This window comes from Streptomyces sp. NPDC002888, assembly GCF_042888465.1.
Lineage (GTDB): Bacteria > Actinomycetota > Actinomycetes > Streptomycetales > Streptomycetaceae > Streptomyces.
The window spans coordinates 219571-237432 of record NZ_JBIAPU010000003.1; the positions used below are offsets into that span (position 1 = coordinate 219571).

Here is a 17862-nt window from a genome sequence, read left to right on the forward strand (position 1 = left end):
TCGCTACTGCGGCCTGCCATGGGCCAGAATGAGCCCGTGCCTTCCCTGTTGCTGATCGAGGACGACGACGCCATCCGTACGGCCCTGGAGCTCTCACTGACGCGCCAGGGGCACCGTGTGGCGACCGCTGCGAGCGGTGAGGACGGTCTGAAGCTGTTGCGTGAGCAGCGGCCGGATCTGATCGTGCTGGACGTGATGCTGCCCGGCATCGACGGGTTCGAGGTGTGCCGGCGCATCCGGCGCACGGACCAGTTGCCGATCATTCTGCTGACCGCCCGTAGCGACGACATCGACGTGGTCGTCGGGCTGGAGTCCGGTGCCGACGACTATGTGGTCAAGCCCGTCCAGGGGCGGGTGCTCGACGCCCGGATCCGGGCGGTGCTGAGGCGCGGCGAGCGGGAGTCCAACGACGCGGCGGCGTTCGGCAGCCTGGTCATCGACCGTGCGGCGATGACGGTGACGAAGAACGGCCAGGACCTGCAGCTCACGCCGACCGAGCTGCGGCTGCTGTTGGAGCTGAGCCGGCGGCCGGGGCAGGCGCTGTCCCGGCAGCAGTTGCTGCGGCTGGTGTGGGAGCACGACTATCTCGGTGACTCGCGGCTCGTCGACGCGTGCGTGCAGCGGCTGCGCGCCAAGGTCGAGGACGTGCCGTCGTCGCCGACGCTGATCCGTACCGTGCGTGGCGTGGGCTACCGGCTGGACTCTCCTCAGTGACACAAGGCAAGCAGGGGGGCCGCGGCTGGTCCGCGGTACGCAGGGGAAATCTGTCACGGCTGCGCTTCACCAGCCTGCGGCTGCGGCTGGTCGTCGTCTTCGGGCTGGTCGCGCTGACCGCCGCCGTGTCCGCGTCCGGGATCGCCTACTGGCTCAACCGGGAGGCGGTGCTCACCCGTACCCAGGGCGCGGTGCTGCGGGACTTCGAGCAGGAGATGCAGAACCGCGCGGGCGCGCTGCCCGAGCACCCGTCGCAGGACGAGCTCCAGCACACCGCGGGGCAGATGGCCAACAGCAGCCAGCGCTTCAGCGTGCTGCTCGTCGCCCAGGACACCGGCGGCAAGACCGTCTACGGCAGTTCCGGCGGCCTGAACGGCTTCTCGCTGGAGGACGTTCCCCGGTCGCTGCGGACCGCCGTGACCCGGCAGCAGGACATCACCGACGGCAACAAGTCGCCGTACCACCTGTACTGGCAGCGGGTCGTCGACGACGGGACGCCCTACCTTCTCGCCGGTACGCGTGTGATAGGCGGCGGGCCGACCGGTTACATGCTGAAGTCGCTGGAGCCGGAGGCGAAGGACCTCAACTCGCTGGCCTGGTCGCTGGGGATCGCCACCGGGCTGGCCCTGATAGGCGCCGCGCTGCTCGCGCAGGCCGCCGCCACGACCGTACTGAAGCCGGTGCACCGGCTGGGGATCGCCGCGCGCAGGCTGGGCGAGGGCAAGCTGGACACCCGGCTGAGAGTGTCGGGGACGGACGAACTGGCCGATCTGTCGCGGACGTTCAACCTGGCGGCCGAGGCGCTGGAGAAACGGGTGGCGGACATGTCCGCCCGGGACGACGCCTCCCGCAGGTTCGTGGCGGACATGTCGCACGAGCTGCGGACGCCGCTCACCGCCATCACCGCCGTCACGGAGGTGCTGGAGGAGGAGCTGGACTCCGAGGCGGGCAGCATGGACCCGATGATCGAGCCCGCGGTGCGGCTGGTGGTGAGCGAGACGCGGCGGCTGAACGATCTCGTCGAGAACCTGATGGAGGTCACCCGCTTCGACGCGGGCACCGCCCGGCTGGTCCTCGACTATGTGGACATCGCCGACCAGATCACCGCCTGCATCGACGCCCGTGCCTGGCTGGACGCGGTGGAGCTGGACGCCGAGCGCGGCATCCACGTCCGGCTCGACCCGCGCCGTCTGGACGTGATCCTCGCCAACCTCATCGGCAACGCGCTCAAGCACGGCGGGTCGCCGGTGCGAGTGTCGGTACGGCTGGAGGACGAGTGGCTCGTGATCGCGGTGCGCGACCACGGGCCCGGCATCCCCGAGGACGTCCTGCCGCACGTCTTCGACCGGTTCTACAAGGCCAGCGCCTCCCGGCCGCGCTCCGAGGGCAGCGGCCTGGGGCTGTCCATCGCCCTGGAGAACGCCCACATCCACGGCGGCGAGATCACCGCCGCCAACTCCCCCGAGGGCGGCGCGGTGTTCACGCTGCGGCTGCCGCGGGACACCTCCGAGCTGGCGGAGCAGGGCGAGAAGAACGTCGAGAAGGACTCGGAGGACCCCTCGTGAAGGTGCGCCGCCTGCTCGCGCTTCCGCTGCTCGCCGGGCTGCTCACCGGGTGCGGGATAAGGGCCACGGAGGTTCCGACGGACTTCGGTGCGGCGCCCTCGCGGGTGCGCTGCTCGCTCACCGGTCCGGAGATCTCGACGCAGTCCTCGCGCGGGGTCCCCGTGCGGGTGTTCCTGCTGTGCGGTTCGTCGCTGGTGGCCGTCGACCGGGCCGTGCGTGTCCCGGACGGTACGGCGGACACGAAGCGGCGCGTGCTGGTGGCGCAGGGGCTGCTGGACCAGCTCGCCGAGACGCCGGCGCCCGCCGAGAAGGAGGCCGGGTACACGACGGACGTGCGCGGCGGCATGTCCGTGCGCGGGCCCGAGCCGGAGGACCCGGAGGACACGCTGCGGCTGAGCACCCCGCCCGGCGACCTCACCTCCTACGCCCTCGCGCAGATCGTCTGCACGTTCTCCGACTCGGCGGCCGCGGAGGGCGACGGCTCCGTCATCCTCGGCGGCCCCGCCGCCGACCCGCTGCGCCGCTACGAGTGCACCGACGAGGTCCGCTCCCGCCCGGGCACCAAGGAGCCTCCGTCTTCGCCACTCACCGACGGCTGAGGGCACTCTCGCGGCCCGGCCCGGCCCGGCCCGGTGCGGCCCGGCCCGGTGCGGCCCGGTGCGGCGCGGCCCGGTGCGGCCCAGCGCGGCCCGGTGCGGCCCAGCACCCAGGCGAGTGAGCCGAAGGGGCGCGCCGGTGTCGAGAGCCCGATCGCGCGGAGGCCCGAAGGGTCGAGCACGTTCGGGCTCTCGACACCGGCAAAAGGCGCCCCGGAGGTGAACCGAGCCACAAAAAGGAGTGCGCGGAACCGGAGGTGCCGGGCGGTGCGTCTAGGGGGTCGTGCAGCGTCAAGGCTCCATCGGCGGCAGCGCCGCGATCCGCATCCGTGTGACAGGGGGTGTCCTCCTGGTCGCACACCTCGTGTTCGTCGCCTGGTTGACGCTGCGGCCACTGGACGTCCCCTGGGTGATGCCCGCCAACCTGCATCCGTTCGCCGGGATCCGCGCCGATCTCGCGCTGGGCGGGCCCGAGGCGGCCCGGCGTATCGGTGAGGGGCTCGCGCTGCTCGCTCCGCTGGGCGTGCTGCTGCCGCTGGCGCACGGCAGGACCGCCGTCTCGCCGCTGTCGTCCCTGGTCCGTACGGTCACCGTGGGGGCGCTGCTGTCCCTGGGCATCGAGCTGTTGCAGACCGGGGTGCCGGGGCAGGTCGTGGACGTCGATTCGGTGCTGCTGAACACCGTGGGCGTGGCCCTCGCGCACCTCGCGATGGTTCCGGCGGGCCGCCTCTGGCTGCGCCGCAGGGTGGAGCGGCGCAAGCGAGCGGTGGTCCGGCAGGAGGACGCGGCTCAGGGTCGGACCCCGACGATTCCCAGGGTCGGAATCGCACCGTAGAGCGACGCTTCGTCCCCTTCGTCTGCGTACCGTGGAAGACAGATGAGGCAGCCGACCGGATGCTTCACAGGAGACTCTTCCGAAGGAGCCGCAGATGACCGCCCTTGCCCGCCCCACGGACGGCCGCATGATCGGCGGAGTGTGCGCAGCGCTGGCACGGCGCTTCGGCACCTCCGCGACGACGATGCGGGTGATATTCCTGGTGTCCTGCCTGCTGCCGGGCCCGCAGTTCCTGCTCTACCTCGCCCTGTGGATCCTGCTGCCCTCGGAGGACAAGGCAGCCCGCCAGGCCTGGTGAGTCCGCCGCGCATGAACGCCGTTGGGGCGCTTCCGGTACGTGACGGGAGCGCCCCAACGGCGTGTGCGGGTTCGTACGGCTCAGCCCAGCGGGATGCCGTTCACGAGGCCGTGCGCGGGCAGGCCCTGGAGAACCGGCAGGCCGCCGAGGAGCCCGGCAACCGGCTTGGTCGGGCCGTCGGCCAGGGCCGGCTGGGCGGCGGCCGTGCCCGTGCCGAGCGCCGTCTGCCCCTTGGTCAGCGCCTCACCGGCGCCCGGCAGCGCCTTGGAGGCGGTCTCCGTCGGCAGCGTCTTGGTGACACCGTCCAGGGCCTGGCCGGCGTCCGGGACGGCCGGGGCGGCGCTGGCGGCACCCGCACCGGCGGCGACGAAGGCGGCACCGAGGGCGGCGACACCGAGGGTCTTGGCAGCAGACTGCTTCATAAAAATGCGTCCTCGAATGGGATGACGGGGAACTGAGCGGTGACCGACCGTAAACACGCGACCGCACCCGCCGCAAACATCGAAATGCGGACGGATTGTGAATACGTCTCCGCATTTCGATCCCGCACTATCCGCCGATCACTCCTCCGATCCAACAGAACCGCTGGTGGAAGCAGTCTGCTGGAACAGCCATTCGGATTTCAGCTCCGCGTATCCGGGCTTGATCACGTCATTGATCATCGCGAGTCGTTCATCGAAAGGAATGAACGCTGATTTCATCGCATTGACGGAGAACCACTGGATGTCGTCGAGCGTGTAACCGAATGCATCGACAAGGTGCTCGAATTCCTGGCTCATACTCGTCCCTGACATCAGACGGTTGTCCGTGTTCACGGTCGCCCGGAAGTGGAGCCGGCGCAGCAGTCCGATGGGGTGCTCGGCGTACGAGGCCGCCGCCCCGGTCTGGAGGTTGGAGCTGGGGCACAGCTCCAGCGGGATGCGCTTGTCCCGGACGTAGCTGGCGAGCCGGCCGAGCTTCACCGAGCCGTCCTCGTGGACCTGGATGTCGTCGATGATCCGCACGCCGTGCCCGAGCCGGTCGGCGCCGCACCACTGCAGGGCCTGCCAGATGGAGGGCAGTCCGAAGGCCTCGCCGGCGTGGATGGTGAAGTGGTTGTTCTCGCGCTTGAGGTACTCGAAGGCGTCCAGGTGCCGGGTGGGCGGGTAGCCGGCCTCGGCGCCCGCGATGTCGAAGCCGACGACACCCAGGTCGCGGTAGCGGTTGGCGAGTTCGGCGATCTCCAGGGCGCGGGCGGCGTGCCGCATCGCGGTGAGCAGGGCGCCGACCCGGATGCGGTGGCCGTTCTCCCTGGCCCGCCGCTCACCCTCCCGGAAGCCCTCGTTGACGGCCTCGACGACCTCTTCGAGGCTCAGCCCGCCCTCCAGGTGCTGCTCGGGCGCGTAGCGCACCTCGGCGTAGACGACGCCGTCCGCGGCGAGGTCCTCGGCGCACTCGGCGGCGACCCGGACGAGCGCGTCCCGGGTCTGCATGACCCCGACCGTGTGCGAGAAGGTCTCCAGATACCGCTCCAGGGAGCCCGAGTCGGCGGCCTCGCGGAACCAGACGCCGAGCGCGTCGGGGTCGGCCTCGGGGAGCTGGGAGTACCCGGTCTCCCGGGCGAGGTCCACGATCGTGGCGGGGCGCAGCCCGCCGTCGAGGTGGTCGTGCAGCAGAACCTTGGGCGCCCGGCGGATCTGGTCCGAGCTCGGGGTGGTTCCCGTCCGGTCAGTCTGGCTCGTCATTTTCGCACTGTAACGCCTACGCGCGTAGATGGCTCGTTGTGCGAATCCGTCGATACGTAACGGTGACCGCGCGTACTAGTGGCGTACACCGGCGCTTCTGACACTGTTCTGTCATGGCACAGCAAGCGACGCCGGCCCGAACGGCCCGGCTGGGCAAGGCGATCGGGCCGGAGCCGACGACGGTGAGCGGCGTGGTGCTGCTGCTCCCCGGCGGCGATGAGGTCTCCGACCGCAGGCCGTCCCCGATGTTCGCGGCCGCGTCCGTGCGCGCGCTCGGGCGCCGCCTTTCCCTCCGGGGGCGGGAGGAGGGTCTGGCCACCCATGTCGTGCACTACCGCTACCGCGGATGGAACGGGAGCGAGGCGCATCTCGCGCGGGACGCGGCCTGGGGCGCGGACGAGGCCGTACGGCGTTATGGGGATGTGCCCGTCTGTCTTGTGGGCCTCGGGATGGGCGGGCGGGCCGCGCTGCACGCCGGTGGACACGATGCCGTCAACTCCGTGCTGGCGATTGCTCCCTGGCTGCCGGAGGAGGATGTGGCGGTGGCACCCGAACCGGTGAAGCAGTTGGTGGGGCGGCGGGTGTTGATCGTGCACGGCACGAACGACGAGCGCAGTGATCCGGAGTTGTCGTTTCGGCTGGCGGCGCGGGCGAAGAAGGCGAACCGGGAGGTGTGCCGGTTCGAGGTTCATTCCGACGGGCACGGGTTGCAGCAGTACCGGGATGAAGTGCACGCGCTCGCCGCGGACTTCGTGATGGGGGTGCTGTTCGGGCGTTCGTTCTCGAGGCCGGTCGAGGACGCGCTGGCCGCTCCGCCGCCGTTGGGGTTGCGGATGCCGTTGGCTTCCGGGTTCGGGAAGTCGTTGCGGCGGTAGCGCGGGGTGCCCTCTCAGGCGGGCAGGAGTTGGCCTCGTCTGGACAGCAGGAACGCCTTGAACGCCGCCACCGGGGGTGTGTCCGGTCGGCCCGCCAGCCAGGCCACGCCGATTTCCCGTACCGCTCGCTGGCCCGTGACCGTCAGTTCCACCACGCCGGGGCGGGGGACGGCGGGCGGAGGCAGGAGGGCGACTCCGAGACCCGCCGCCACGAGGCCGCGCAGTGTCTCCGCCTCCTCGCCCTCGAAGGCGATGCGCGGGGTGAAGCCGGCCTCCCGGCAGAGGTCGTCGGTGATGCGGCGCAGGCCGTAGCCGGGTTCGAGGGTGACGAAGGTTTCGTCGGACGCCTCGGCGAGGCGGATGCGTCGGCGGCCGGCGAGGCGGTGGTCGGCGGGGACCACCAGGCGGAGTTTCTGTTCGTCGAGGCGGCGTGCGACCAGGTCGGGGGCGTCGGGAACGGGCGAGGTGAGGCAGAGGTCGAGCTCGCCGGCGCGGAGGCGTTCGATCATGGCCTCGCCGTAGTTCTGGACGAGGCTGAAGCGGACGCCGGGGTGGTCGGCGCGGAAGTCGTGCAGGAGGCCGGGGACGGTTTCGGCGCCCATGGTGTGCAGGAAGCCGAAGGCGACCTTGCCGGTGGCGGGGTCGGCGTCCGCGCGGACCTCCTCGGCGGCGCGCTCGATCTCGGCGAGGGCGCGTTCGACGGAGGCGAGGAAGGTGTGGCCGGCGGGGGTCAGGGAGACCGTACGGCCGTGGCGGGCGAACAGGTCGACGCCCAGATCCTGTTCGAGGCGGACCATCGCGCGGGAGAGGGTGGACTGGGGGACGTTCATCTCCTGGGCGGCGCGCGTGACGTGCTCGGTGCGGGCGACCCCGGCGAAGTGGGCGAGGCGGGGAGCCAGCAACATGGTCATGTCTTCTGTGTCACTGCTTGGTGACAGTCGCTGCTGTGACCTCGGTTGATGCACCATGGGAACGATTATGCCGATTCCATGCATTGGACGGATGATCCGGTGCGTCCGTACCGTCGAAGCATGACTCCCGCCGATACCGGGGCGTCCACCGTCGTGGGCGCCACCGCTTCCGTTCCCGCCGTCACCGACTCCCGTATGGCCCCGGGCGGGCCCGGCTACCGCCGGATGAGTTTCGCGCTCTTCCTCGCGGGCGTCGCGACCTTCGCGCTGCTCTACTCCACCCAGGCCCTGCTGCCGTTGATCTCCGGCGAGTTCGGGGTCGCGGCGAGCGAGGCGAGCTGGACGGTGGCGGCCGCGACGGGCGGTCTGGCGGTGTTCGTGCTGCCGATGAGCGCGCTGTCGGAGCGGTTCGGGCGGCGTGCGGTCATGACGGCGTCGCTCGCGGTCGCGGTGAGTATCGGACTGCTGGTTCCCTTCGCTCCCTCGCTGGGCGTCCTGGTCGTGCTGCGGGCGCTGCAGGGCGCCGCGCTGGCCGGTCTGCCGGCCTCGGCGACCGCCTACCTCGCCGAGGAGGTCCGGCCGAAGGCCCTGATCACGGCGATCGGCCTGTTCGTCGCGGGCAACAGCGTCGGCGGCATGAGCGGCCGGGTCATCACCGGGTGGGTCGCGCAGGAGTGGGGCTGGCGGGTCGCCGTCGGCGTGATCGGCGCCCTCGCGGTGGCGTGCGCGGTGGCCTTCCGGCTGCTGCTTCCCGCCCCGAAGCACTTCGCGCCGGGCTCGCTGCGGCCCCGCGTCCTGGCCCGTACGGTCCGCGACCACCTGTCCAACCCGCTGCTGCGCCGCCTGTACGCGATCGGCGCGCTCTTCATGACGGTCTTCGGCGGTGTGTACACGGTCATCGGCTACCGCCTGACGGAGGCCCCGTTCTCCCTGCCGCAGGGCATCGTCGGCTCGATCTTCCTGGTGTACCTGGTGGGCACGTTGTCGGCGTCGACCGCGGGCCGGCTGGTGGGCCGGTTCGGCCGCCGGGGCGCCCTGTACCTGGGGGGCGGCACGACGGCTACGGGCCTGCTGCTCTCCCTGGCCGACTCCCTGCCGCTGGTGCTGCTGGGCCTGGTCCTCATCACGGCGGGCTTCTTCGCGGGCCACGCGGTGGCGTCCTCGGCGGTCAGCAAGACGGCCACGACCGGCCGCGCGCAGGCCTCCGCGCTCTACCAGTCGGCGTACTACATCGGCTCCAGCGCGGGCAGCTCGGTCGGCGCGATCGCCTTCCACGCGGGCGGCTGGGCCGGAACGGTCGGCGTCGGTGTGCTGGCGATCCTCGGAGTCGTGACGATCACCGTCTTCGGGTCGCGGGCGGCCCGGGTGGAGCGACGTCGGCAGCTGCTGGCTGCCTGATTCCTTCCCTCTGCGGGTACCTTCCCCCTGCTCGGGGCCGGTTGTCAGTGGGCGCGGATAGCGTCCACGGGTCAACTGGGCCGAGCAGGGGGTTTGTTCATGGAGTTCCGGGTCGAGCGCGGGGTCCTCGCCGAGGCGGTCGGATGGGCGGCACGCGCGCTGCCCGCCCGTACGCCCGTGCCGGTGCTGGGCGGACTGCTGCTGGAGGCGACGGCGGGCCGGCTGAGCGTCTCGGGGTTCGACTTCGAGACGGCGGCGCGCATCGACACCGACGCGGAGGTCGCGGCGGACGGTGCGGTGCTCGTGCTGGGGCGCAGACTGCTGGACATCTGCAAGGTGCTGCCGGACGGGCCGGTGAGCTGCGCCCTGGAGGGCACGCGGTTCACGGTGGAGGCGGGCGGCACGCGGTTCGGCCTGTCGACGCTGCCCCGCGAGGAGTACCCGACACCGCCGCTGCCGCCCGAGGTGTACGGCTCCGTGGACGCCGCCGCCTTCGCGGCCGCCGTCGGCCAGGTCGCCGTGGCGGCGGGCCGCGACGACACGCTTCCCGTGCTCACCGGGGTCCAGCTGCGGCTGGCCGGGGACACGATGACGCTGGCCGCCTCGGACCGCTACCGGTACGCGGTACGGCGGCTGGAGTGGAAGCCGGAGGCGAGGGCGGCCGAGGGCGAGGTGGAGGCGCTGCTGCCCGCGCGCCGGCTGCTCGACGTCGCCCGGTCACTGGCCCGGTGCGGTGACGTACGGATCGGGCTGGACGCCACGGCGGGCGGTGGTCTGGCCGGGTTCGAGGGCGGCGGGATGCGGAGTGTCGTACGGCAGCTGGACGGGCGGCTGCCCGCGTACGGGTCGCTGTTCGACACGGCGGGGGCGGCGGTCACCGAGGTGGGGTGCGAGGAGCTGCGGGAGGCGGTGCGGCGGGTCGCGGTGGTGGCGGAGGCGAACAGCCCCGTGCGGCTGGACTTCTCGGGCGGGCCCGGCCCGGGGTCCGTGCTGCTGCGCGCCGGGTACGGCGACGACGTGGCGGCACAGCGGCTGCCGGCCTCGCTGAGCGGCGCCGAGGAGGTCACGGTGGCGTTCAACCCGGCGTACCTGCTGGACGCGCTGAACTCCTTCGAGGCGCCCCGGGTGCGGCTCGCGCTGCTGGGGGCGGGGCAGCGGGCGCTGCTGGAGACGGTCACGGCGGACGGGGTCGCGGACGGGTCTCAGCGGCATCTGCTCATGTCCGTACGACAACTGGTCTGAGCTGGGCTTTCGTGCGCTCCGGGGGCCATTGTCAGTGGGGTGCGGTAGCTTCCGAAGTACTGGGCGCACAGGCGCGTGACAGAACGGCCACAGGGGTGGGTGGACGACGATGAGCAACGGCACGGCGACGACAGACATCGATCTCCAACTGGAGAAACACCGGGTCGAACTGACCGGGTACTGCTACCGCATGCTGGGTTCCTCCTTCGAGGCCGAGGACGCGGTGCAGGACACCATGGTCCGCGCCTGGCGGAACTACGAGAAGTTCGAGGGCCGCTCCAGCCTGCGCTCGTGGCTCTACCGCATCGCGACGAACGTGTGCCTGGACATGCTGACGGCGGGCAACAGGCGCGCCCGGCCGATGGACCTCAGCGAGTCCACCCCGCTCGCCCAGGCAGCCCTCTCCCCCCGGCCCGACCACACCTGGCTGGAACCGATGCCGGACACCCGGGTGCTGCCCACCGTGGAGGACCCGGCGGATGCGGCCGTGGCCAAGGAGTCGGTCCGCCTGGCCTTCATGGCGGCGCTCCAGCAGCTGCCGCCGAAACAGCGCGCCGTGCTGATCCTGCGTGAGGTGCTGGCCTGGAAGGCGAGCGAGGTCGCCGAGCTGCTCGACACCTCGGTCGCGTCGGTCAACAGCGCGTTGCAGCGGGCCCGAGCGACCCTCGCCGATCGGGACGCCCAGAGCCCCGAGGGCTCCGTCTCGGACCCCCTGGACGACGAACAGCAGAAGCTCCTCGAGCGCTACGTGGCGGCCTTCGAGGGCTACGACATGACGGCCCTGACCGCCCTCCTCCACGAGGACGCCATCATGACGATGCCGCCGTTCGACCTCTGGCTGCGCGGCCCCGGCGACATCACCGGCTTCATGACCACCCTCGGCTCCGCCTGCGAGAACTCCCACCTGCTGCCGGTCCAGGTCAACGGCCTCCCGGGCTTCGCCCAGTACAAGCCCGACGAGGAAAAGGGCGGCCACACGGCCTGGGCCGTCCAGGTCCTGGAACTCTCAGACGGCCGCATCACCGGGTTCCACTGCTTCCTCGACACCCAGCGCTGGTTCCCCCTCTTCGACCTCCCCCTCCACCTCGAACCGAAGCCCGACCAGGTCGAGCAGAGCGTGTAGCCCCGGATCGGGGTCGCGGAGCCGTATCCGTCCCCCCGCCCGGCGCGCGCCGAGCTGAAGCCGAGCGAGCAGCTCGACGATCCCAAGACCTGGTGGCCCGAGCCCTCCCACATCACATACGACGACCCCGGCACCCGTGGCCGCGATCAACGCCCTCACACCGTCACAGACCCGCGTCACCTCCTCCCGGGTGACGGGGCCGGCGAGTACGAGTACGGGCGGTGTCGTGGCATCCACGATCGGTAGACCGGGCGGGGGGCCACAACTCATCGGGGCGGGGTGAGCCCCACGGGGTCGGGAACTCGCTGGTGTCCAGGTTGAACCCGAACGGCTGGGGCAACGCGATCGTGTCGCCGAACTTGCCGGCGCTCAGCACCCGGTAGACGTCGCGCTGGGGTTCGCCGTACAGCGTGACCGTGGGACCACCGGGACGAGGTCATCCCACTCTTGGCCGCCGGCCGTCGAGTGGTCGACGGTGAGTGCGCTCACGTCGGTCTCCTATCGGTGCGTCACCGATCCCAGCATGCCGAACGGGACCGGCGTGGGTCCACCGATCCCGTTCACCCGAATGGGAAAGCTCCAGGTCAGGCTATACGTTCCAGTACCACCGGAGAGGCGGTGAACTCCGTCCCGGCCGCACCGATGTCGTACGAGCCCTGCACCGCCTGGAGTGCGTACTCGAAGCGCTCCGGGGTGTCCGTGTGGAGGGTCAGGAGGGGCTGGCCCTCCGTGACCGTGTCGCCGGGCTTGGCGTGCAGCTCGACGCCGGCGCCTGCCTGCACCAGGTCCTCCTTGCGTGCGCGGCCCGCGCCCAGGCGCCAGGCGGCGATGCCGATGTCGTAGGCGTCGAGGCGGGTGAGGACGCCGGAGGCCGAGGCCTTCACCACGTGCTGCTCGCGAGAGGTCGGCAGGGGCGCGTCCGGGTCGCCACCCTGCGCGGCGATCATGCGGCGCCAGACGTCCATCGCGGAGCCGTCGGACAGGGCCTTCGCCGGGTCCGCGTCCTTCACTCCCGCCGCGTCCAGCATCTCGCGGGCGAGGGCGATCGTCAGCTCGACCACGTCCGCCGGGCCGCCGCCCGCCAGGACCTCGACCGACTCGCGGACCTCAAGGGCGTTGCCCGCCGTCAGGCCGAGGGGGGTGGACATGTCCGTCAGCAGCGCGACCGTCTTCACGCCGTGGTCCGTGCCCAGGCCCACCATCGTGGAGGCCAGCTCGCGCGCGTCGTCCAGGGTCTTCATGAAGGCGCCCGTGCCGACCTTCACGTCCAGGACCAGGGAGCCCGTTCCCTCGGCGATCTTCTTCGACATGATCGAGGAAGCGATCAGAGGGATGGCCTCGACCGTGCCGGTGACGTCACGGAGCGCGTACAGCTTCTTGTCCGCGGGGGCGAGGCCGTCGCCCGCCGCGCAGATCACCGCGCCGGTGGTGTCCAGGACGTGCAGCATCTCCTCGTTGGAGAGCTGGGGACGCCAGCCCGGGATCGACTCCAGCTTGTCCAGCGTGCCGCCCGTGTGGCCGAGGCCGCGGCCCGAGAGCTGCGGGACCGCCGCGCCGCAGGCCGCCACCAGCGGGGCCAGGGGCAGCGTGATCTTGTCGCCGACGCCACCCGTGGAGTGCTTGTCGGCGGTCGGGCGGGACAGTGACGAGAAGTCCATGCGCTCGCCCGAGGCGATCATCGCGGCCGTCCAGCGGGCGATCTCGCGACGGTTCATGCCGTTGAGCAGGATGGCCATCGCAAGCGCCGACATCTGCTCGTCGGCGACCTCGCCGCGCGTGTACGCGTCGATGACCCAGTCGATCTGCTCGTCGCTGAGCTCACCGCGGTCCCGCTTGGTGCGGATGACGGAGATGGCGTCCATGGCCATGGCTTTCCTTCCGAACGTTCAGAAAAATGCGCGACCCCCCTGAGTGCTTCAGAGGGGCCGCACGGGAGTCACTTGCTGAGATGGCCCGGCCCGAAGGCCTGGGGCAGCATCTCCGACAGCGGCAGGATTCCCGCCGGGGTCTCCAGGAGCAGACCCGGGCCGCCGAACTCGTACAGCAGCTGGCGGCAGCGGCCGCACGGGACGAGGACCTCGCCCTCGCCGTCCACGCAGGTGAAGTGCGTGAGCCGGCCGCCGCCGGTGTTCTGCAGCTCCGAGACCAGCCCGCACTCGGCGCACAGGCCGAGGCCGTACGAGGCGTTCTCGACGTTGCAGCCGGACACGGTCCGCCCGTCGTCGACGAGGGCCGCCACACCGACCGGGTAGCCGGAGTACGGGGCGTACGCCCGGGACATGGCGTCCCGGGCCACCGCGCGCAGCTTCTCCCAGTCGACCGTGGCGGCGGCGGGGGTCACTTGCCCTGCCCCTTCCGGTACGGCATGCCGTCCGCCTTCGGCATGCGCAGCCGTTGGGCGGAGAGGGAGAGCACCAGGAGGGTGACGACGTACGGGGCCGCGGAGACGACCTGGCGCGGGACCTCGTCCACACTGACGTACCAGAGGAACATCACTGCCGAGATCACGAGGGTGACCACGGCGCTGACGGCCTTCTTCTTCCAGGCCAGGTACGCCGCCCCGAACACCAGCAGGATCGCGATGAGCAGGATCAGCGCGTGCACGTTGGTCGTGCCGCCACGCAGGTTGAGGCTGTCGGTGTAGCCGAACAGGCCCGCGCCCAGCGCCAGTCCGCCCGGCATCCAGTTGCCGAAGATCATCGCGGCGAGACCGATGTAGCCACGGCCGGCGGTCTGGCCGTCCAGGTACACGTTGGACGCGACGATCGACAGGAAGGCTCCGCCGAGACCGGCGAAACCGCCCGAGATGATCACGGCGATGTACTTGTACTTGTAGACGTTCACACCGAGGGACTCGGCCGCGATCGGGTTCTCGCCGCAGGAGCGCAGGCGCAGGCCGAAGGCGGTGCGCCACAGCACGTACCACGTGGTGGGTACGAGGGCGACGGCGACGACCGTCAGCGGCGACAGGTTGGTGACCAGACCGCCGATCAGGCCCGCGATGTCGGAGATCAGGAACCAGTGCTTCTCGTTGAGCGTGTCCAGCCAGCTGGTCAGGCCCGGGATGTCGAAGGTGCCGAGCGAGTCGATCGGCGGGGACTGCTTGGAGGAGCCCTGCGGGGCGTTCTCGAAGGTGAACTTCGACAGGTAGCGGGTGGTGCCGAGGGCCAGGATGTTCAGCGCCACACCGGAGACGATGTGGTTGACGTTGAACGTCACCGTGGCGATGGCGTGCAGGACGGCGCCGAGGGCACCGCCGACGATGCCGAAGACGACACCGGTCCACGGGCCCCACTGGTAGCCGGCCCAGGCGCCGAACCAGGTGCCGAGGATCATCATGCCCTCGAGGCCGATGTTGACGACGCCCGAGCGCTCGGCCCACAGACCGCCGAGGCCCGCGAGGCCGATCGGCACGGCCAGGCGCAGCGCGGTGGACATCTGGCCGGTGGAGGTGATGCCGTCCGCGCCACTGATCAGGCGGACGACCGAGGTGAGGACCAGCACGCCCGCGATGACCAGCAGGAGTACCGGGAGAGACATGCGGCGGCCCTTGCCGGGCTGCTTCGCCTTCGGCTTGGCGACGGTCGCGGTGCTCATCAGGCCGACACCTCCTTCTTCTGGGTGTTCCGGGCGGCCGCGGCGAGCTCGGCGCCGACCCGCTTCTGCTGGCGGCGCAGACCCCACTGGCGTACGGCCTCGTAGGAGATGACGACCGCGAAGACGATCAGGCCCTGCATGATCGTGGCGATCTCCTTCTCGTACGCCACCGGGGTCGCGTAGTCGAGGGCGGGAGATGCCTTGTCGAGGAAGGCCCACAGGAGGGCCGCGAGGGCGATGCCGCCCGGGTTGTTGCGGCCGAGCAGGGCGATGCCGATGGCGGTGAAGCCGAGGCCCGCGGGGAAGCTCAGGCTGTAGGTGTGGGCGTCGCCCAGCAGCAGGGGCAGGCCGGAGATGCCGGCGACCGCGCCGGAGATCAGCATGGCGGTGAGTACCATGCGCTTGGCGCTGACGCCGGAGGCCGCGGCGGCCGTCTCCGACTCGCCGGTGGCGCGCAGGTCGAAGCCGAAGCGGGTGCGGTTGAGGACGAGCCAGTAGCCGATGCCCAGGGCGATGGCGAGGAAGACCAGGCCGTAGATCTCGCCGACGTCGGCGCCCAGGTTGATGCCGGGCACCCAGCCGGACTCCTTCATCTCACCGGTCGTGACGTTGTCGCCGACCAGGACGCCGAAGTTCTCACGGAGGGTGAGGTAGCCGATGAGGCTGGTGGCGATCGCGTTGAGCATGATCGTCGCCACGACCTCGCTGACGCCCCGGGTCACCTTCAGCACGCCCGCGATGCCCGCCCAGAACGCGCCGGTGAGCGCGCCCACGAGCAGCAGCAGGGGGACCTGGAGGAAGGACGGCAGCGCCACGTGCGCCCCGACCACCGCGGTCATCATGGCGCCGAGGCGGTACTGGCCGTCGACGCCGATGTTGAACAGGTTCATGCGGAAGCCGAGGGCGACACCCAGTGCGGCGATGTAGTACAGCGACGCCTGGTTGATGATCAGCACCTGCACGTCGGAGTAACCGACCTGCTCGATCATCAGCCGGTACGGCTCGAACGGGTTCTTGCCGGACGCGACCAGCACGACCGACGTCAGCAGGATCGCCGCGACGAGCGCGATGACCGGGCCGGCCACCGCGATGAGCACGCGATCCTTGTCGAACTTCTTCATCGGGCCTCGTCCTCCGGGCCGGCAGCTTCCTCAGGGGTTTCCGCGTGTTCCAGGTGACCGGAGGCGGCACCGGTCATGGCCGAGCCGAGTTCCTCCGGGGTGATGGTGGCCGGGTCGGCGTCCGCGACCAGCCTGCCGTTGTAGATCACGCGGAGGGTGTCCGACAGGCCGATGAGCTCGTCCAGGTCGGCCGAGATCAGCAGGACTGCCAGGCCCTCGCGGCGGGCCTCGCGGATGCGGTCCCAGATCTGGGCCTGCGCGCCGACGTCCACACCGCGGGTGGGGTGGGCGGCGATCAGGAACTTCGGGTTGTGGCTCATCTCGCGGCCGACGATCAGCTTCTGCTGGTTGCCGCCGGAGAGGGAGGCGGCGGTGACGTCGATGCCGGGGGTGCGGACGTCGTACTCCTCGACGATCCGGCGGGTGTCGGCCTGGGCGCCCTTGGGGTTGAGCCAGAAGCCCTTGGCGTTGGGGGCCTCGGTGACGTGGCCGAGGATGCGGTTCTCCCAGAGCGGGGCCTCCAGGAGCAGGCCCTGGCGGTGGCGGTCCTCGGGGATGTAGCCGACGCCCTGCTCGCGGCGCTTGCGGGTGGGCCAGGGGGTGATGTCCTCGCCGAGGAAGTGGATAGTGCCGGAGTGGGCGTGCTTGGTGCCGATCAGCGCGTCGATCAGCTCGGTCTGGCCGTTGCCCTCGACACCGGCGATGCCCATGACCTCACCGGCGTGGATGGTGAAGGTGACGTCGTCGAGGACGCGCTTGACGTCGCCGCCGCCCGCGAACTCGGTGAGCCCCTCGCCCGCGGGCTCCTCCTCCCAGCCGACGGAGGCGCCGCCGCCGGCGTAGACGGTGAGGTTCTCGACCTGGACGACGGCCTTGTCGGTGACCGTGGACTCGGCGGTCTCCGGGGTGGGCAGCTCGCTGCCGACCATCATCTCGGCGAGCTGGCGCGGGGTGGTCTCGGAGGGGACCGCGGACCCGACCGTCGTACCGCGCCGGATGACGGTGATCTCGTCGGCGACCGACAGCACCTCGCCCAGCTTGTGCGAGATGAAGATGACGGAGAGGCCCTCGGACTTCAGTTCGCGCAGGTTCTCGAAGAGGGCGTCGACCTCCTGCGGGACGAGGACGGCGGTCGGCTCGTCGAGGATCAGGGTGGTGGCGCCGCGGAACAGCACCTTGAGGATCTCGACGCGCTGGCGGTCGGCGACACCGAGGTCCTCGACGAGGGCGTCGGGGCGGACGCCGAGGCCGTAGCGGTCGGAGATCTCCTTGATCTTCTTGCGGGCGCCGCCTGCGATGCCGTGCAGCTTCTCGCTGCCCAGGACCACGTTCTCCAGCACGGTCAGGTTGTCGGCCAGCATGAAGTGCTGGTGGACCATGCCGATGCCGCGGGCGATGGCGTCGGCGGGCGAGGAGAAGGAGACCTGGTTCCCCGCGACGGCGATGGTGCCCTCGTCCGGCTTCTGCATGCCGTAGAGGATCTTCATCAGCGTCGACTTGCCTGCGCCGTTCTCGCCGACGAGGGCGTGCACGGTGCCTTTTCGGACCGTCAGGTGAATGTCGTGGTTGGCGACGACACCCGGGAATCGTTTGGTGATCCCCGCCAACTCGACCGCGATCGTCGACTGTGCGGTGAGCGGAGGGCTGCTGGACGCGTCGATGGCGCACTCTCCTTGGGAAAGGGGCCACTCTACGCGCGTAGCGCCCCTGCTTTAAATAGTGCCCGGCCCTGACCGGTTCCGTTCAGGTACCCGATCCGTTCCGAGCATTCTGCCGCGCGAACGGGGCGCGGGAGAGGCATACCCCGCGCCCGGTTCCGTGGTCGTAACGCTGCCATTACAGCGCTTCCCCGGCCAAGAGCTG

18 protein-coding genes are annotated in these 17862 nt (G+C 70.8%); 9 read left to right on the plus strand and 9 right to left on the minus strand.

Annotated features, from left to right (window positions below; translation table 11 throughout):
- Window positions 1-36: 36 nt before the first annotated feature.
- The 5 genes from afsQ1 (at window position 37) to ACFYWX_RS06565 (ending at window position 4008) form a co-directional block, all read left to right on the plus strand.
- Window positions 37-714, plus strand: a complete 678-nt coding sequence (gene afsQ1, locus ACFYWX_RS06545) for a two-component system response regulator AfsQ1 (protein WP_389422852.1) — start codon at window positions 37-39, stop codon at window positions 712-714.
- Window positions 711-2279 (plus strand): sensor histidine kinase, encoded by a 1569-nt coding sequence (locus tag ACFYWX_RS06550; RefSeq protein ID WP_389422853.1) that lies wholly within the window; start codon window positions 711-713, stop codon window positions 2277-2279. The genes afsQ1 and ACFYWX_RS06550 overlap by 4 nt, the downstream gene beginning before the upstream one ends.
- Window positions 2276-2878, plus strand: coding sequence for a hypothetical protein (locus tag ACFYWX_RS06555; RefSeq protein ID WP_389422854.1), 603 nt, complete (start codon window positions 2276-2278; stop codon window positions 2876-2878). Before ACFYWX_RS06550 ends, ACFYWX_RS06555 begins: the two co-directional genes overlap by 4 nt.
- Window positions 2879-3158: 280 nt before the next feature.
- The gene (locus tag ACFYWX_RS06560) at window positions 3159-3710 is read left to right on the plus strand and encodes a VanZ family protein (RefSeq protein WP_389422855.1); all 552 of its coding nucleotides are present in this window, start codon (window positions 3159-3161) and stop codon (window positions 3708-3710) included.
- A 94-nt stretch (window positions 3711-3804) separates the two neighbouring features.
- Window positions 3805-4008 (plus strand): PspC domain-containing protein, encoded by a 204-nt coding sequence (locus tag ACFYWX_RS06565; protein ID WP_389422856.1) that lies wholly within the window; start codon window positions 3805-3807, stop codon window positions 4006-4008.
- 80 nt (window positions 4009-4088) lie between these two features.
- Here ACFYWX_RS06565 and ACFYWX_RS06570 read toward each other — a convergent pair whose 3' ends face one another.
- Together ACFYWX_RS06570 and ACFYWX_RS06575 are read right to left on the minus strand one after the other, a co-directional pair.
- Window positions 4089-4430, minus strand: coding sequence for an ATP-binding protein (locus ACFYWX_RS06570; RefSeq protein ID WP_389422857.1), 342 nt, complete (start codon window positions 4428-4430; stop codon window positions 4089-4091).
- Window positions 4431-4568: 138 nt separating this feature from the next.
- The gene (locus ACFYWX_RS06575; protein WP_389422858.1) at window positions 4569-5732 is read right to left on the minus strand and encodes an adenosine deaminase; all 1164 of its coding nucleotides are present in this window, start codon (window positions 5730-5732) and stop codon (window positions 4569-4571) included.
- Window positions 5733-5845: 113 nt separating this feature from the next.
- Between ACFYWX_RS06575 and ACFYWX_RS06580 the strand changes: the two genes are divergently transcribed.
- Window positions 5846-6607, plus strand: a complete 762-nt coding sequence (locus tag ACFYWX_RS06580) for an alpha/beta hydrolase (protein ID WP_389422859.1) — start codon at window positions 5846-5848, stop codon at window positions 6605-6607.
- 14 nt (window positions 6608-6621) lie between these two features.
- Here the strand turns inward: ACFYWX_RS06580 and ACFYWX_RS06585 are convergent, their stop codons facing one another.
- Window positions 6622-7575, minus strand: coding sequence for a LysR family transcriptional regulator (locus ACFYWX_RS06585; RefSeq protein ID WP_389422860.1), 954 nt, complete (start codon window positions 7573-7575; stop codon window positions 6622-6624).
- Between the two features lie 63 nt (window positions 7576-7638).
- Between ACFYWX_RS06585 and ACFYWX_RS06590 the strand changes: the two genes are divergently transcribed.
- The 3 genes from ACFYWX_RS06590 to ACFYWX_RS06600 all read left to right on the plus strand — a co-directional run bounded on the left by ACFYWX_RS06590 (window position 7639) and on the right by ACFYWX_RS06600 (window position 11281).
- Complete coding sequence (locus tag ACFYWX_RS06590) at window positions 7639-8916, plus strand: MFS transporter (RefSeq protein ID WP_389422861.1); 1278 nt, start codon at window positions 7639-7641, stop codon at window positions 8914-8916.
- A 99-nt stretch (window positions 8917-9015) separates the two neighbouring features.
- Window positions 9016-10158 carry a DNA polymerase III subunit beta gene (gene dnaN, locus ACFYWX_RS06595; protein ID WP_389422862.1) on the plus strand — a complete coding sequence of 381 codons (1143 nt, stop codon included), beginning with the start codon at window positions 9016-9018 and terminating at the stop codon, window positions 10156-10158.
- Between the two features lie 109 nt (window positions 10159-10267).
- Complete coding sequence (locus ACFYWX_RS06600) at window positions 10268-11281, plus strand: sigma-70 family RNA polymerase sigma factor (protein ID WP_389422863.1); 1014 nt, start codon at window positions 10268-10270, stop codon at window positions 11279-11281.
- Here ACFYWX_RS06600 and ACFYWX_RS06605 read toward each other — a convergent pair.
- The 6 genes from ACFYWX_RS06605 to ACFYWX_RS06630 all read right to left on the minus strand — a co-directional run bounded on the left by ACFYWX_RS06605 (window position 11165) and on the right by ACFYWX_RS06630 (window position 17660).
- Window positions 11165-11551, minus strand: coding sequence for an STAS domain-containing protein (locus ACFYWX_RS06605; protein ID WP_389422864.1), 387 nt, complete (start codon window positions 11549-11551; stop codon window positions 11165-11167). The genes ACFYWX_RS06600 and ACFYWX_RS06605 overlap by 117 nt on opposite strands.
- 314 nt (window positions 11552-11865) lie before the next feature.
- Complete coding sequence (locus tag ACFYWX_RS06610; protein ID WP_389422865.1) at window positions 11866-13149, minus strand: thymidine phosphorylase; 1284 nt, start codon at window positions 13147-13149, stop codon at window positions 11866-11868.
- A gap of 68 nt (window positions 13150-13217) precedes the next feature.
- Window positions 13218-13622, minus strand: a complete 405-nt coding sequence (locus ACFYWX_RS06615; protein WP_389422866.1) for a cytidine deaminase — start codon at window positions 13620-13622, stop codon at window positions 13218-13220.
- Window positions 13619-14878: an ABC transporter permease gene (locus tag ACFYWX_RS06620; protein WP_389422867.1), complete on the minus strand. Its 1260-nt coding sequence runs from the start codon at window positions 14876-14878 to the stop codon at window positions 13619-13621. The genes ACFYWX_RS06615 and ACFYWX_RS06620 overlap by 4 nt, the downstream gene beginning before the upstream one ends.
- Window positions 14878-15999 (minus strand): ABC transporter permease, encoded by a 1122-nt coding sequence (locus tag ACFYWX_RS06625; protein ID WP_389422868.1) that lies wholly within the window; start codon window positions 15997-15999, stop codon window positions 14878-14880. Before ACFYWX_RS06625 ends, ACFYWX_RS06620 begins: the two co-directional genes overlap by 1 nt.
- The gene (locus ACFYWX_RS06630; RefSeq protein ID WP_389423064.1) at window positions 15996-17660 is read right to left on the minus strand and encodes an ABC transporter ATP-binding protein; all 1665 of its coding nucleotides are present in this window, start codon (window positions 17658-17660) and stop codon (window positions 15996-15998) included. Before ACFYWX_RS06630 ends, ACFYWX_RS06625 begins: the two co-directional genes overlap by 4 nt.
- Between the last annotated feature and the right edge of the window lie 202 nt (window positions 17661-17862).